We start from the raw sequence: 13,990 nt of genomic DNA, 5'->3' as shown, positions 1-13,990 counted from the left end.
CCAGACTGAGTCGTGGCTCAGCGGGGCTGACCATCGGCCCGGCCACGACTGGGAGGATCGCTATCTCGCACAGCGATCACCTCCTGCAAGTCGGGCCGGCCGGAACGTCGATGATCGTACACCTGCGCAGCCGACGAGACGCACTCGGCCGACCGGCCGGCGACCCCTCCACCGCCCGGTCGGCGCCCCGGCGGCGACTGGCCCGTCCGCACGATCGTGACCAGCACCGCGGCGAGCAACGGCAGCCAGCACAAGCGCGCCAGCACCCAGCCCGGGCCGTCCGGCACGGTGTGCAACCCGGGCAGCGCCAGCCCGCCGCGGGCGGTGAGCGCGGTCACCCCCACCAGTATCGGCTGGTGGCACAGATAGATCCGGAACGCGCAACGGTTCACCTCGGTCACCGCTCGGCCCGGCACCGGCCGGGCCAGCAGCCGTTCCAGCGCCGGCCGGGCGAGCAGCCCCAGCCCGACCTGGGTCACCGCCAGCGCCACGGCCAGCAGCGACGGCGGGTTCAGGTTGGACACCCCGGCCCCGGGCACGCCGACCGCGCTCACCGGGTAGCCCAGGGCCAGCACCGCGGTGAGCGCGGCCACGCCGCCGGCCGCGAGCATGCCCGCCGCCCGCCGGCCGGCCAACCGCCCGTCGGCGTGCGCCACGCCCAGCAGGTACGGCACGGACCAGGCCGCCACCACGCTGACCGGTGGCAGGTGGCCGCCGGCCGGCAGCAGACGCACCGCCACGTCCGCCGCGGCGACCACGACCACCGCCGGTACGACGCAACGGCCCAACCCCCACCGGCGGACGGCGGCGCGCAGCGGTCCGGTCATCGCGATGAGGAACACCAGCGGCACCAGGAACCACAACGGACTGATCGCGAGCCGCAGCGCGACGGCGAGCGTGTCGTCCGGGGTGCCGGCCACGGTGGCGGCGAGCAACACGGCGGCACCCACCCCGAGCAGCGCCACCGTCGGCAGCAGCAGCCGGCGCAGCCGACCGGCCAACCAGCCACCCGCACCGCCCCGGTGACCGGCCAACGACCGGGCCGAGCCGAAGCCGGCGGTGAAGAAGAACAGCCCGAGCGTCTGCAACACCCAGGTCACCGGGGCCAGAGCGGGCAACGCGGTGAGCGGGCTGGCCTGGTGCAGCCCCCCGTCGCCGGTCAGCACCAACCCGGTGACCAGCCAGTGCCCCAGCACCACCCCGCCGATGGCGTACGCCCGCAACGCGTCGACGGTACGGTCCCGGTTCACCGCGGGTCCCCGACCCGGTCGGCGTCGACAGCGCCCAGCACGACGGCCGCCACCGCGACGAGCGTGGCGCTGCCCGGGGCCAGGTAGCCGTCGTGCCCGGTCACCCCTCCCGCCGGCAGGGTGCGGGCGCCGAACGACGGGTCGCCGGGGCGGCGGCCGAAGCCGAGACCGGGCAGCCGTACCGGCGGAACCCGACGGATCCAGTCGGTGCTCGCCTCCGCCGCCCAGAATCGCCGCCCGCCGGGCAGGTCGTCGGCGCGCTGCACCCCGGCGCCGACGCCGCCGAGGCTCACCACGTCGGTGACCTGGGCCGGGGCGTCCGCGGCCGCTAGGGCCACCACCAGCGACCCGTAGCTGTGCCCGACCAGGGTGATCGTCGCCGCCGGACGACGCGCCGCCAGTTCCCGCAGCAGTCCGGCCAGCCCGGCCGCGCCGCGCCGGGCGCTGAGGCCACCGGCGGCCGTCAACACCCCGTCGGGCGGGTCGTAGCCGAGCCAGGCCAGCACCGCGACCCGCGCCGCCGGCTCGCTCGCCCGCAGTTCCCGGTAGAGCTGCCGGGCCTGCGTCGCCGGCGCCCGCCCGGCCACCCCGCCCAAACCCCTGTCGAAGTCGGTCAGGGTGCTGCCCACCCCCGGCACCAGCACCGCGATCCGGTCCGCGTCGGCCAGGTCGCCGAGCACCTCGACCGCGCGGCCGTCGCCGCGCCTGTCGAACGAGAGGAAACGACGCCCGTCGGCCGCCCAGTCCGCGTACGGCGGACCCGCCGCGCGCATCGCCGCCGCCGTGACCGGGTACGCCTCCACGAACCCGCTCGCCGCGACCGGCTCGGGTCGGGTCGGCAGGACCAGGTTCACGCCGAGCACCGCGGCCAGCGCCACTCGGCTGGCACCTCGTCGTCGCATCTCGTTCTCCCTCCGGAATGTCGTCCGGAGGCACAGTGCGCGGGAGGGCGGTGCGCGGTCGTCGTCCCGGGGAGCCGTCTGCGGGCTGGCTCCGGGGGACTACTCGCCAGCGGCCACCAGACCCGTCTCGTACGCCAGCACCACGGCCTGGGCCCGGTCGCGCAACCCCAGCTTGGCCAGGATCCGCCCGACGTGCGTCTTCACGGTCTGCTCGGCGACCACCAGGTCGCCCGCGATCTCCGCGTTGTTGCGACCCCGGGCGATCAACCGCAGCACCTCGGTCTCCCGGGGGGTGAGGCCGGCCAGGTCGGTGGGGCGGGGCCGGCGGCGGTCCGGGCGGGCCGCGAACTCGGCGATCAGCCGGCGGGTGACCGCCGGGGCGAGCAGCGCGTCCCCGGCCGCCACCACCCGCACCGCCTGCACCAGATCGGCCGCCGGGGCGTCCTTGAGCAGGAAGCCGCTCGCCCCGGCGCGCAGCGCCTCGTACACGTAGTCGTCGAGGTCGAAGGTGGTGAGGATGAGCACCCGGGGGCGCTGCGCCGACCGGTCGCCGAGCAGCTTGCGGGTGGCCTCCAGCCCGTCCATGACCGGCATCCGCACGTCCATCAGCACCACGTCCGGGTCGAGCCGGCGGGTGGCGGCGACGGCCTGCGCGCCGTCGGCGGCGTCACCCACCACCAGCAGGTCCGGTTGGGCGGCGAGCAGCGCTCCGAAGCCCTGCCGGACCATCGCCTGGTCGTCGGCGATCAGCACCTTGATCACGCGTCCCCGCCTTCCGCGTCGTACGGCAACTCGGCCGCCACCGCGTAACCCCCGTCGGGCAGTGGCCCGGCGGTGAACGTACCGCCCAGCGAGGTGGCCCGCTCCCGCATGCCGGTCAGCCCGTGCCCGGAGCCGCCGTCGGCGGTCGGTCGGACGTCGGCCGGGGAGTTTTCGACGCGTACCCCCAGCCCGGAGGGACCGGTGCGGACGGTGACCCGCACCGCGGCCCCGGCCGCGTGGCGGGCCGCGTTGGCCAGGCTCTCCTGCACGATGCGGTACGCGGCCAGCCCGACCGGGGCGGGCACCCGGTCGTCGGTGATCGGCTCGGCGTCCAGGGAGACCGGCAGCCCGGCCCGGCGCGCCGCGTCCACCATCGCACCCAGGTCGGTGAGGTCCGGCTGCGGTGCGGTCTGCGGACCGGTCGCCTCGCTGCGCAGCACCCCCAACAGCCGCCGCATGTCGGTGAGCGCGTCGCGGGCCGAGGCGGCGATCGCGACGAACTCCGCGGCGGCCGGCGCGGGCACGTCCGACAGCCGGTACGGTGCGGTCTCCGCCTGCACCGCGATCAGTGACATGTGGTGCGCCACCACATCGTGCATCTCCCGGGCGATCCGGGTGCGCTCCTCCAGCACGGCGCGCCGCTCCTGCTCCCGTTCGCTCAGCTCGGTCTGCGCGTCCAGCGCCCGCCGGGACAGCCGGTTGCGCCGGATCAGGTCGCCGACGATCGCCAGCGCGCCGAGCAGCAGCAGGACCGGAACCCGGTTGTTGGGGTGGACGAAGGTCAGCACCGGCACCGTGGTGATCGTCACCACCCAGGCCAGCACCGGCCGGTCGACCCGCGCGACGACCACCGCCACCACCGCGACCGACCCGAGCGCCAACGGCGGGGTCCAGGGCCAGGACCGGACGGCCGGCGCGTTGAATGTGCAGATCAACAGGGCCAGCACCGTCAGCCGCCAGGCCAGCAGCGGACGCCGGGGCAGCGCCAGCAGCGGCGCCACCGTCATCGCCGCGAACAGCAATGCGATCGGCATCGGCAGGCCCCAGCCGCTCTCCACCGTCAGCGTGATCAGGAAGAGGCCGAGGACGGCCAGCAGACCGACCGGGGCGGCGTAACGGGCTGGCCCGGGCCAACGGGCCAGCAGGGGCCGTTCGGGCCGGGTGTCCGGGCCTACCAGGGTCTGCCGTAGGGCCCGCAGGGCCACCGCGATCGGATGCCGGTTCACCACCCGGAGGCTACGGGCCGACCCCACCACGAGGCGTGCCACCAGGGGTTGATCCCCGTGTCGTACCCCGGTGTGACACGACTCCCGTTAGCGCTTACCTACTGGTAACGCCTAGGCTCGCCTGCGACTGAGATCAGCTGAGCAAGGGGGAACAGTGGCCCGTACCGTGCTGGTGACCGGGGGTAACCGGGGAATCGGCCTGGCCATCGCGCAGGCCTTCGCCAAGCAGGGCGACCGGGTGGCGGTCACCCACCGTAGCGGCGAGGCACCCGACGGGCTGTTCGGCGTCCGCGCCGACGTCACCGACGCGGCCTCCATCGACGCCGCGTTCACCGCCGTCGAAGCCGAGTTGGGGCCGGTCGAGGTGCTCGTCGCGAACGCCGGCATGACCGCCGACACGCTGCTGCTGCGGATGACCGAGGAACAGTTCACCGGGGTGGTGGACACCAACCTCACCGGTGCGTTCCGGGTCGCCAAGCGGGCCTCCGCGAAGATGCTCCGCGCCAGGTGGGGCCGCATGATCTTCATCTCCTCGGTGGTCGGCCTCGCCGGCGGCGCCGGGCAGGTCAACTACGCCGCCAGCAAGGCCGGTCTGGTCGGCGTCGCCCGCTCGATCACCCGGGAGCTGGGCGGCCGCAACATCACCGCCAACGTGGTGGCGCCCGGCTTCGTCGACACCGACATGACCGCCGGCCTCACCGACGACCGCAAGGCGGAGCTCCTCAAGTCCATCCCGGCCGGCCGGATGGCCAGCCCGGACGAGGTCGCCGCCGTGGTCACCTGGCTGGCCTCGGACAGCGCCGGGTACGTCTGCGGCGCCGTCATCCCGGTCGACGGCGGCCTCGGCATGGGCCACTAACCCTTTTGACTACGGAGGAAATCAGCGATGTCCGGACTGCTCGCCGGTAAGCGACTGCTCGTCACCGGTGTCATCACCGACGCCTCGATCGCCTTCTCGGTGGCGAAGCTCGCTCAGGAAAACGGTGCGCAGGTCGTGCTCACCGGCTACGGCCGGCTCTCCCTGGTCGAGCGGATCGCCAAGCGACTGCCCGAGCCGGCCCCGGTCATCGAGGTGGACGTCACCAACACCGAGCACCTGGCCGGCCTCGCCGACCGGGTACGCGAGCACGTCGACGGCCTCGACGGCGTCGTGCACTCGATCGGCTTCGCCCCGCAGAGCTGCCTGGGCGGCGGCTTCCTCGACGCCCCCTGGGAGGACGTGGCGACCGCGCTGCACGTCTCCACCTTCTCGTACAAGTCGCTGGCCATGGCGGCGCTGCCGCTGATGTCGCCCGGCGGCGCGGTGGTCGGCCTGACCTTCGACGCGACGAAGGCGTGGCCGGTCTACGACTGGATGGGCGTGGCCAAGGCCGGCCTGGAGTCCGCGTCCCGCTACCTCGCCATGCACCTGGGCAAGCAGGGCATCCGCAGCAACCTGGTCGCCGCCGGGCCGCTGCGCACCATCGCCGCGAAGTCGATCCCCGGCTTCGACCAGTTCGAGGAGGCCTGGTCCGAGCGGGCGCCGCTGGGCTGGAGCCTCACCGACCAGGAGCCCGCCGCGCGGGCCTGCCTGGCGCTGCTGTCCGACTGGTTCCCGGCCACCACCGGCGAGATCGTCCACGTCGACGGCGGCTACCACGCCATCGGCTCCTGACGCTCTACCGCGACGCTCCCTGGCCCCCGTCCGCGTGATCCACGCGTCCGGACCAGGGGGCGTCGCCGGGCCGTCGCGGTCGAGGGACAAGAATGACCCCATGTCGTACGACGCGGTGGTGCTGGTGTCCTTCGGTGGCCCGGAGCGGCCCGAGGACGTGATGCCGTTCCTGCAGAACGTGACCCGGGGTCGAGGCGTGCCGCCCGAGCGGCTGGCCGAGGTCGCCGAGCACTACCAGCACTTCGGCGGGGTGTCCCCGATCAACCAGCAGAACCGCGAGTTGCTGGCCGCGATCCGCGCCGACCTCGCCGCGCACGGCCTCGACCTGCCCGTCTACTGGGGTAACCGCAACTGGGATCCGATGCTCGCCGACACCGTGACCCAGATGCGCGACGACGGGGTCACCCGGGCGCTGGCCTTCGTCACCAGCGCGTACGGCGGCTACTCGTCCTGCCGGCAGTACCAGGAGGACATCGCCGCCGCGCGCGCCGCGGTCGGCCCGGACGCCCCGGTGATCGAGAAGCTGCGCCAGTTCTGGGACCACCCCGGCTTCGTCGAGCCGCACACCGACGCGGTCCGGGCAGCCCTGGGCCAACTCGACCCGGCGAAGCGGGACACCACCCGGCTGGTCTTCACCGCCCACTCCATCCCCAGTTCGATGGCGGCCAACGCCGGCCCGCACGGCGGCCGGTACGAGGCGCAACTGCACGAGACCGCCCGGCTCGTGGCCGCAGCCGCCGCCCCCGACCTCGCGTACGACCTGGTCTGGCAGAGCCGCTCCGGCCCCCCACAGATGCCGTGGCTGGAGCCGGACATCAACGACCACCTGACCGCCCTCGCGCAGGGCGGCACCACCTCGGTGGTGGTCAGCCCGATCGGTTTCGTCTCCGATCACCTGGAAGTCGTCTGGGACCTGGACACCGAGGCGCTGGAAACGGCCAAGCAGCTCGGCCTGGACTTCGTCCGGGCTGCCACCCCGGGCGTTGACCCGCGCTTCGTGACCATGGTGCGGGAGCTCATCACCGAGCGGACCGACCCGGACGGCGCGCAACTGCGCCGTCGCCTGGGCGAGCTGCCGATGTGGGACACCTGCCCGACCGTCTGCTGCGTACCGACCCGCCGTCCGACGCCTGCTGGGGGCACCGATGCATGACCGCAAGCCCGTGCAGAGTTGGCTGACCGACATGGACGGCGTGCTGGTGCACGAGGGCCAGCCGGTGCCCGGGGCACCGGAGTTCATCAACCGGATGCGCGCCTCCGGCAAGCCGTTCCTGGTGCTGACCAACAACTCGATCTACACCCCGCGTGACCTCACGGCCCGGCTGAGCCGGATGGGGCTGGACGTGCCGGAGGAGTCGATCTGGTCGTCCGCGCTGGCCACCGGCCAGTTCCTCGCCGACCAGCGGCCGGGCGGCACCGCGTACGTCATCGGTGAGGCCGGGCTGACCACGGCGCTGCACGCGGTCGGCTACGTGCTCACCGACTTCGCACCGGACTACGTGGTGCTCGGTGAGACCCGCACCTACAGCTTCGAGGCGATCACCAAGGCGGTCCGTCTGATCAACGACGGGGCGCGGTTCATCTGCACCAACCCCGACGTGACCGGCCCATCCGTGGAGGGTGCGCTGCCGGCCGCCGGCTCGGTCGCCGCGATGATCTCCAAGGCGACCGGGGTGGAGCCGTACTTCGTCGGCAAACCCAACCCGATGATGATGCGCTCGGCGCTCAACACGATCAACGCGCACTCGGAGACCACCGCGATGATCGGCGACCGGATGGACACCGACATCCTCTGCGGCCTGGAGGCCGGGCTGGAGACCATCCTGGTGCTCACCGGGATCAGCAGTCGTACCGAGGCGGAGCGCTACCCGTACCGCCCGTCCCGGATCATCAACTCGGTCGCGGACCTGCTCGACGAGATCTGATCGACCTGCCTCGCCGGGCCGCCTGGGTCAGGGGCGTAGGGGGGCGTTGCAGGCGGCCACCAGCGCCTGCCGGCAGGCCGTGGTGAGGGGGCGCAGAGCCGCGTCGCGCTGCTGGGCCTCGTAATTGTTGATCGCGCCGCCGGGCGCGGCGTGCCCGGCCAACGCGAGCACCCGGTCGAGCACCGCGGCGCGGGCGAAGAGCCGGCGGGCTCGCGGGTCGAAGCCTGGTGGCAGGTCGGTGGCGCCGTCCGGACGGCGCAGCGCGGCCAGCGCACCGGCCAACTCGGGTCGCCACTGGGCCACGTCGAGACGGGTCAGCGCGGCGGTCGTTTCGGCCAGCGCGGCGGCCAGCTCGGCCTCCGCCTCGGCGGCGCCGGGCAACGACAGTGACGCGGCGGGGGCGTTGGCCGGCAGCGGGTAGACCCGCCAGAGCACCGTCTCGAAGCAGTCCCCGGAGCCGGAGGTGTGCGAGCGGACCTCCGGGATCAACCCGAGCCCGCCGGCTACCACCGCCTCGCCCGTGACCAGCGCCGCGCCGGCGAAGTCACCGGGGCCGGGCAGCCCCCGGGGGTCGCCCGGCGCGGGGAGCACCAGGCGGATGTCGTCCGGGGAGAGCTTGGCCAGGGTGGGCAGCGCGGCGCCCAGCGGGACGTCGGTCCAGGTGCCGGGTGCGTCCGCGACGAGATGTTCCTCGTCGCCGGCGATGGCGTCGGCGACCTCGTCGTACGGCACCAACCCGGCGCGCCACGCGCGCACCCAGGCGACGAACCGGCTCGACCGGCGCGGCGTGAGTGTGGCCGCGCCCGTTGCGGGGGTGGACATGCCGAAAGGGTACGTGGTCCCGGCCGGCCCTGTCTCGACTGCCGCTCCGGTCGCCCGGCCTGCCACCAACTGCCCTGTTCGCCCCAATCCCCGGCCCCTGGCGTGCGTGTGTGGTCGGCGGTCCTGGGACGGGGCGGTGTGTCGAGGGCCGGGGTGGGCGCGGGCTGGGTTTAGCGTGATCGACATGGCGGGGCGATACGGCGAGGACGTGTTGGCGGGAGACTGGCGACGGCGGAAGGTCACCCCGGAGGTGGACGCCGAACCCGATCTCGTGGTCGAGGATGCCGACTCCGGGTTCTGCGGAGCGGTGGTGGGTTTCGAGGCCGGCGCGGTGGTGTTGGAGGACCGGCACGGTAAACGGCGCAACTTCCCGCTGCTGCCGGCGGCGTTCCTGCTCGACGGCCGCCCCGTGACGCTGCGCCGGCCGAGTCGCGCGTCGGTGCCGGCGGCCCGTCGACGGACGGCATCCGGTTCGGTGGCGGTGGACAACGTCCGCGCCCAGGTGGCGAAGGCCAGCCGGATCTGGGTGGAGGGCATCCACGACGCCGCGCTGGTCGAGCGGATCTGGGGCGACGACCTGCGGATCGAGGGTGTGGTCGTCGAACCGTTGGACGGCATCGACGCCCTCGACGCCGAGGTACGCGGCTTCGCCCCCGGTCCGACCCGACGCCTCGGCGTGCTCGTCGACCATCTCGTGCCGGGCAGCAAGGAGAGCCGGATCGTCGCCCGGGTGAACTCGCCGTACGTGCTGGTCACCGGCCACCCCTACGTGGACGTCTGGCAGGCGGTGAAGCCGGCCGCGCTGGGCATCGCGGCCTGGCCGGTGGTGCCACCGGGGCAGCCGTGGAAGGAAGGGGTCTGCGCGGCCCTCGGAGTGGCCGAGCCGGCCGCGATGTGGCGGCACATCCTCTCCCGGGTGAACAGCTTCGCCGACGTGGAGACACCCCTGATCAACGCGATGGAACGCCTGATCGACTTCGTCACCGAACCCATCTGACCCACCCGACCCCGCCCACGTACGCAGCCGCGTACGCGCCGACCAACCCGCGCGATGCCCGCGCCCGCCGCGATGTGTGCGCGCGCCGCGATGTGCGCGCCCGCTCGCGCAAATTCGCGCTCGACCCCGCAAGATCGCGCTCGAACCAGGATGTAGTGGCCTCGTCGGCCGTGGATGCCACTACATCTGGGATCGAGCACGATCTTCAGATCGGAAGGCGGGCGCGGCGCGGGGTGCGGCGCGCAGGGTGCGCGGGGTGCGCGGGGTGCGAAGGCGCGCGGGGTGCGAAGGCGCGCGGGTGGGCGGGGTGCGCAGGCGCGCGGGGTGTCGGGCGATTCAGGGTTCCTGGTCGGGGGTGCGGGTGTAGACGAAGGTGGCGATGTCCAGCGCGACCGCTCGGCCCTGCTCGTCGCGGCGCACGGTGAGGATCTCGCCGTCCTGGACGCCGGCCCGGCCCCGCCAGCGGTCCGGTCCCTCGGCGACGAAGCGGAGGTTCGGCGCACCGAGCGGGCCGGCGTGCAGGTCGCCGGCGGTGTCCGCGTACACCTCGATCGTGGTGCCCATCCACCACCAGCGGCCGGTCAGCTCGGCCAGTTCGGCGGGTGGCGGGGCGGCGGCCGGCCGCCACGGGGTGACCGGCGCGGGTTCGGCGTCCAGCACCTGGGTGAGCAACTGTCGTCCGAGTACGCCGAGGTGCACACCGCGCAGGGTGTACGCGTTGACCAGGCCGACCACGGCGGTACGGGTGGGTCGGTGTACGGCCAGGGATGCGCCGTAGCCGGGCATCGAGCCGCCGTGGCCGACGTACACCCGGTTGCCCTCCCGGAAGAGTTCCAGCCCGAGGCCGTGCCCGTGGGTCCAGGACTCCAGGTCGCTGACCACGACGGGGGAGCACATCTCGGTGAGCGTCTCGGCGGCGAGCACCGAGGGGTCGGGGTCGGCCAGGAACGCGGCCCACCGACCCAGGTCCTCGATCGTCGACCAGAGCTGCCCGGCGGGGGCCATGGCACCGGTGTCGGTCCGCGGTTCCTCGCGCAGCGTGTCGTGCCAGGGGTGGACGACGTAGCCGCGGGCGAACGGCTCGGTGGCCGCGTACGTGGTGCGGCGCAGGCCCAGCGGGGCGAGGATCCGTTCGCCGAGCAGGTCGACCCAGGGTGTCCCGGTGAGTCGTTCGAGGACGCCGCCGAGCAGCCCGTACGCGAGGTTGGAGTAGTGGTAGGTGGCGTGCGGCGGATAGGCGATCTTGTCGGGGGTGACCCCGGTGAGCAGGGTGGTCAGGTCGACCCCGGCGGTCCGCTCCCACCAGTCGCCCTCGGGCTCGCGCTGGATGCCGCTGGCGTGCCCGAGGAGTTGGCGCAGGGTGAGCGCGCCGACGCCGGTGCCGGGGAGGTGCTCCTCCAGCGGGTCGTCGACGGCGAGCCGGCCGGCGTCGCGCAGTTGCATGATCAGGGTCGCGGTCATCGTCTTGCTGATCGAGCCCAGCCGGTACTGCAAATCGGCGTCCGGGCGGGGGTACTCGCCGGCGCTGGCCAGGTGGACCAGCGCGCCGTCGTGGACCACGCCCAGCACCAGCGACGGGGCGTGCCCGTCGAGCTGCGCCTGGGCGACCTGGGCGTCGATCTGTCGGGCGGTCTCGGGCAGCAGGGTCAATGGGATCTCCTCGGGTCGGACCGCGAATAACTGTCGGAAAGGGATTCGCCGAGCCTACTGATCTTCCTGGGGAGGCCGCGCGTGCATATACGTGTCACGATCGTGGTGTGGACGCCGTGGTGTGGATCGTATTGGGTGTGCTGCTGGCCGTCGCGGAGATCTTCACGACGACGCTATTTCTGATCATGTTCGCGGCTGGTGCGTTCGCCGCTGGCGGTGCTGCCGCCCTGGGCGCGCCGGTAGCGGTGCAGGCGCTGGTCTTCGCGGTGGTGTCGGCGCTGAGTCTGTTGGTGGCCCGGCCGGCCCTCCGGCGGCACCAGCGCTCGTCGCTGGAGAGCGGCGAGCAGCCGTTCGGCGTGGAAGCGATCGAGGGTTCCACGGCGTTGGTGCTGGAGCGGGTGGACGCCGACCACGGCCTCGTCAAGATCGACGGTGAGCTGTGGAGTGCCCGCTCGTACGACACGACGCAGACGTTCGACCCTGGTCAACGGGTTCGGGTGATCAAAGTCCGGGGCGCGACAGCCCTGGTGTGGCAGGACGATATTTCTTCCGCCGGTGAGCTGCCGGAAGCGAGAGGGTGAACGGGATGACCTTAATCGGGGTGGTGGTGATCGCGGTGGCGTTGATCGCCGTGATAACGCTGGCCAAGGCGGTGCGGATCGTGCCGCAGCAGCGCCAGGACGTGGTGGAACGGCTCGGTAAGTACAAGCGCACCCTCAGCCCCGGCCTCAACCTGCTGGTGCCGTTCATCGACGCGGTCCGTACGAAGGTCGACATGCGGGAGCAGGTCGTCAGCTTCCCGCCGCAGCCGGTGATCACCTCGGACAACCTGGTGGTCTCGATCGACACGGTGCTCTACTTCAAGGTGGTCGACTCGGTCCGGGCGACCTACGAGATCTCCAGCTTCCTCCAGGCCATCGAGCAGTTGACCGTCACCACGTTGCGTAACGTGATCGGTTCGCTCGATCTGGAGCGCGCGCTGACCAGCCGGGACGAGATCAACCGGCACCTCTCCGGCGTGCTGGACGAGACCACCGGCCGGTGGGGCATCAAGGTGACCCGGGTCGAGATCAAGGCGATCGAGCCGCCGGCCAGCATCCGTGACTCGATGGAGAAGCAGATGCGCGCCGAGCGGGACCGTCGCGCGGCGATCCTGACCGCCGAGGGCCACAAGCAGTCGGTGATCCTCACCGCCGAGGGTGACAAGCAGTCGGCGGTGCTGCGGGCCGACGGTGACCGGCAGGCCCGGATCCTGCAGGCCGAGGGTCAGGCGAAGGCGATCCGGACGGTCTTCGACGCGATCCACCAGGCGAACCCGAGCCAGAAGGTGCTCGCCTACCAGTACCTGCAAGCCCTGCCGCAGATCGCCCAGGGCAGCGCCAACAAGGTCTGGATCGTCCCGGCCGAGCTGACCAAGGCCCTGGAGGGCATGGGTGGCGCGCTCGGCGGGCTGAGCCAGATGGTGGGGGACCTGCCCGCACCGGAGGCGGCCGAACACGCGAGCCAGGTCGAGCGTGAGGCCGCGGAGGCGGCGCAGGCCGCGGCGGACGCCGCCCAGCAGATCCACGACGAGGTACGCGTCGCCGAGGCGCAGGCCACCGGCGGCAACAAGCCGCAGGGGCTGCCCGCGCCGGAGCCGGTGTCTGCGGCCAGCCTGACCGAGGACCCGGCCGACCAGCGCGAGCGCGGCTGATCGCGTACGCCGGCCTGGCTGGGGGCTCTGACCCACAGCCTTAATGCGAGAAAGACTCATGGGGCGCTCCGAGGCCTGCCACGATCGGTCCTAGGACGGGTGGTGACCAGGCAATCGGGGCGCCCCGGCGCGTTCCGCACCACTCGCGGACGAGCGAGGTGACGCATGAAGGATCCGGCGAATCGGATGTGGTCCTCGGCCCCGGTGCCCGGCGCGCACGACCCGGTCGCCCCACTGGGGTCCCGCAGCACCGGTGGCGGGTTCGGCGTGCTGCCGTTCGTCGACGAGCCAACCGCGGGTGGCCCGGCCACGAACGCCAGTTGGGCCTGGTCGGTACGTCGGTTCGCGCGGGCGGCCGTGTGGCTGCTGCCCGCGTACGCCATCCTGTACGGCGCGGTGGCGATGGCCAGCGACGGCGGGGTGGGCAACGACCCCTATCCGGCCGACGGCCGTGCGGTGTACCTGATCGGTTGGGTGGCCGCGGTCTGGCTCGGGCTGCTCGCGCTGCTGGCCCTCACCGGGCTGCTGGCGGCGACCCGCAGCCGTCGGGTGGCCGCCGCCGGGCTGCTGGTCAGCATCGCCGGCACCGTGCTGATGCTGCCCTTCGCCGGGCTCGAAGAGCAGACGCCGGTCTTCGGGACCACCGCGCGGTCGTTGGTGCTGCTCGGCGCGACGTTCTACAGCGTCGGCTGGTTCCTCACCGGGTGGGCGGTCGCCCGCTCGGGCACCTTCAGCCTCGGCGACGGAGTCATGCTGATCATCGCCGCGCCCCTTCTCGGCCTGGGCGGTGCCGTGATCGGCTCGTTGCAGACGTTCGGCGCGATCTTCGTGTTGATCGCCGGCATCGGCATCGGCTACCGCTCCGGCCGCCTGATGCCCCGCGAAACCGCAAGAGACGCCGCCACAGCAAGCCTAAACACCCCAAACCCCTAACCCACCCACCCCGCCCGCCCCACCCCACCCCACCCCGGTGATCAAGAGGTTTGCGTCAAGCCAAGGCCGTTTTCTGACGCAAACCTCTTGATCACCGGGGCAGAGGGGGTGCCCGCCCGGCCCCGGGTGGGGGTGGTCGGGGTGGGGGCGTGAAGTTGCTGACAATTGCGGGGTGG

The 13,990-nt window shown here is 72.9% G+C and carries 14 protein-coding genes; 8 read left to right on the top strand and 6 right to left on the bottom strand.

From position 1 onward, the window contains the following. Nucleotides 1–17 precede the first annotated feature (17 nt). The 4 genes from AB0A90_RS18090 to AB0A90_RS18075 all read right to left on the bottom strand — a co-directional run bounded on the left by AB0A90_RS18090 (nucleotide 18) and on the right by AB0A90_RS18075 (nucleotide 4,140). Nucleotides 18–1,250: an acyltransferase gene (locus AB0A90_RS18090; RefSeq protein ID WP_357248672.1), complete on the bottom strand. Its 1,233-nt coding sequence runs from the start codon at nucleotides 1,248–1,250 to the stop codon at nucleotides 18–20. Beyond that, a complete protein-coding gene (locus AB0A90_RS18085; RefSeq protein ID WP_357248670.1) occupies nucleotides 1,247–2,152 on the bottom strand; it encodes an alpha/beta hydrolase in 906 nt (301 codons plus the stop codon). Before AB0A90_RS18085 ends, AB0A90_RS18090 begins: the two co-directional genes overlap by 4 nt. A 99-nt stretch (nucleotides 2,153–2,251) precedes the next feature. Continuing rightward, complete coding sequence (locus AB0A90_RS18080; RefSeq protein ID WP_357248668.1) at nucleotides 2,252–2,914, bottom strand: response regulator transcription factor; 663 nt, start codon at nucleotides 2,912–2,914, stop codon at nucleotides 2,252–2,254. Beyond that, nucleotides 2,911–4,140: a histidine kinase gene (locus AB0A90_RS18075; RefSeq protein WP_357248665.1), complete on the bottom strand. Its 1,230-nt coding sequence runs from the start codon at nucleotides 4,138–4,140 to the stop codon at nucleotides 2,911–2,913. Before AB0A90_RS18075 ends, AB0A90_RS18080 begins: the two co-directional genes overlap by 4 nt. 154 nt (nucleotides 4,141–4,294) lie before the next feature. On the opposite strand from AB0A90_RS18075, the gene fabG reads away from it, so the two are divergent. From fabG to AB0A90_RS18055, 4 genes are all read left to right on the top strand, one after another. Further along, the gene (gene fabG, locus AB0A90_RS18070) at nucleotides 4,295–4,999 is read left to right on the top strand and encodes a 3-oxoacyl-ACP reductase FabG (RefSeq protein WP_357248662.1); all 705 of its coding nucleotides are present in this window, start codon (nucleotides 4,295–4,297) and stop codon (nucleotides 4,997–4,999) included. 27 nt (nucleotides 5,000–5,026) lie between these two features. Beyond that, entirely contained in the window at nucleotides 5,027–5,794 is a 768-nt protein-coding gene (gene fabI, locus AB0A90_RS18065; protein ID WP_357248659.1) for an enoyl-ACP reductase FabI, read from the top strand. 100 nt (nucleotides 5,795–5,894) lie between these two features. Continuing rightward, entirely contained in the window at nucleotides 5,895–6,947 is a 1,053-nt protein-coding gene (locus AB0A90_RS18060; protein ID WP_357248657.1) for a ferrochelatase, read from the top strand. Continuing rightward, a complete protein-coding gene (locus AB0A90_RS18055; protein WP_007462546.1) occupies nucleotides 6,940–7,719 on the top strand; it encodes an HAD-IIA family hydrolase in 780 nt (259 codons plus the stop codon). The genes AB0A90_RS18060 and AB0A90_RS18055 overlap by 8 nt, the downstream gene beginning before the upstream one ends. A 27-nt stretch (nucleotides 7,720–7,746) precedes the next feature. Here the strand turns inward: AB0A90_RS18055 and AB0A90_RS18050 are convergent, their stop codons facing one another. Beyond that, entirely contained in the window at nucleotides 7,747–8,541 is a 795-nt protein-coding gene (locus AB0A90_RS18050) for a hypothetical protein (protein WP_357248653.1), read from the bottom strand. 184 nt (nucleotides 8,542–8,725) lie between these two features. Here AB0A90_RS18050 and AB0A90_RS18045 point away from each other — a divergent pair, with 184 nt between their 5' ends. Then, nucleotides 8,726–9,538: a DUF3097 domain-containing protein gene (locus AB0A90_RS18045; RefSeq protein WP_357248650.1), complete on the top strand. Its 813-nt coding sequence runs from the start codon at nucleotides 8,726–8,728 to the stop codon at nucleotides 9,536–9,538. A gap of 336 nt (nucleotides 9,539–9,874) precedes the next feature. Here AB0A90_RS18045 and AB0A90_RS18040 read toward each other — a convergent pair whose 3' ends face one another. Then, nucleotides 9,875–11,188: a serine hydrolase domain-containing protein gene (locus AB0A90_RS18040; RefSeq protein ID WP_357248647.1), complete on the bottom strand. Its 1,314-nt coding sequence runs from the start codon at nucleotides 11,186–11,188 to the stop codon at nucleotides 9,875–9,877. A gap of 107 nt (nucleotides 11,189–11,295) precedes the next feature. Here AB0A90_RS18040 and AB0A90_RS18035 point away from each other — a divergent pair, with 107 nt between their 5' ends. From AB0A90_RS18035 to AB0A90_RS18025, 3 genes are all read left to right on the top strand, one after another. After that, complete coding sequence (locus AB0A90_RS18035) at nucleotides 11,296–11,769, top strand: NfeD family protein (protein ID WP_357248644.1); 474 nt, start codon at nucleotides 11,296–11,298, stop codon at nucleotides 11,767–11,769. Between the two features lie 5 nt (nucleotides 11,770–11,774). Then, nucleotides 11,775–12,881, top strand: a complete 1,107-nt coding sequence (locus AB0A90_RS18030; protein WP_357248641.1) for an SPFH domain-containing protein — start codon at nucleotides 11,775–11,777, stop codon at nucleotides 12,879–12,881. Between the two features lie 165 nt (nucleotides 12,882–13,046). Then, nucleotides 13,047–13,814, top strand: a complete 768-nt coding sequence (locus AB0A90_RS18025) for a hypothetical protein (RefSeq protein ID WP_357248638.1) — start codon at nucleotides 13,047–13,049, stop codon at nucleotides 13,812–13,814. Nucleotides 13,815–13,990 lie beyond the last annotated feature (176 nt).

This window comes from Micromonospora sp. NPDC049204, assembly GCF_040647935.1.
GTDB lineage: Bacteria > Actinomycetota > Actinomycetes > Mycobacteriales > Micromonosporaceae > Micromonospora.
The sequence above is the reverse complement of the archived record's forward strand: the minus strand, read 5'-3'. Positions and strand labels throughout refer to the sequence as shown.

What these genes read in the sequence shown, in the direction of transcription:
- AB0A90_RS18085 (WP_357248670.1), bottom strand. Translation starts at nt 2,152, where the DNA reads ATGCGACGACGAGGTGCCAGCCGAGTGGCGCTGGCCGCGGTGCTCGGC.
- fabI (WP_357248659.1), top strand. Translation starts at nt 5,027, where the DNA reads ATGTCCGGACTGCTCGCCGGTAAGCGACTGCTCGTCACCGGTGTCATC.
- AB0A90_RS18060 (WP_357248657.1), top strand. Translation starts at nt 5,895, where the DNA reads ATGTCGTACGACGCGGTGGTGCTGGTGTCCTTCGGTGGCCCGGAGCGG.
- AB0A90_RS18055 (WP_007462546.1), top strand. Translation starts at nt 6,940, where the DNA reads ATGCATGACCGCAAGCCCGTGCAGAGTTGGCTGACCGACATGGACGGC.
- AB0A90_RS18050 (WP_357248653.1), bottom strand. Translation starts at nt 8,541, where the DNA reads ATGTCCACCCCCGCAACGGGCGCGGCCACACTCACGCCGCGCCGGTCG.
- AB0A90_RS18045 (WP_357248650.1), top strand. Translation starts at nt 8,726, where the DNA reads ATGGCGGGGCGATACGGCGAGGACGTGTTGGCGGGAGACTGGCGACGG.
- AB0A90_RS18030 (WP_357248641.1), top strand. Translation starts at nt 11,775, where the DNA reads ATGACCTTAATCGGGGTGGTGGTGATCGCGGTGGCGTTGATCGCCGTG.
- AB0A90_RS18025 (WP_357248638.1), top strand. Translation starts at nt 13,047, where the DNA reads ATGAAGGATCCGGCGAATCGGATGTGGTCCTCGGCCCCGGTGCCCGGC.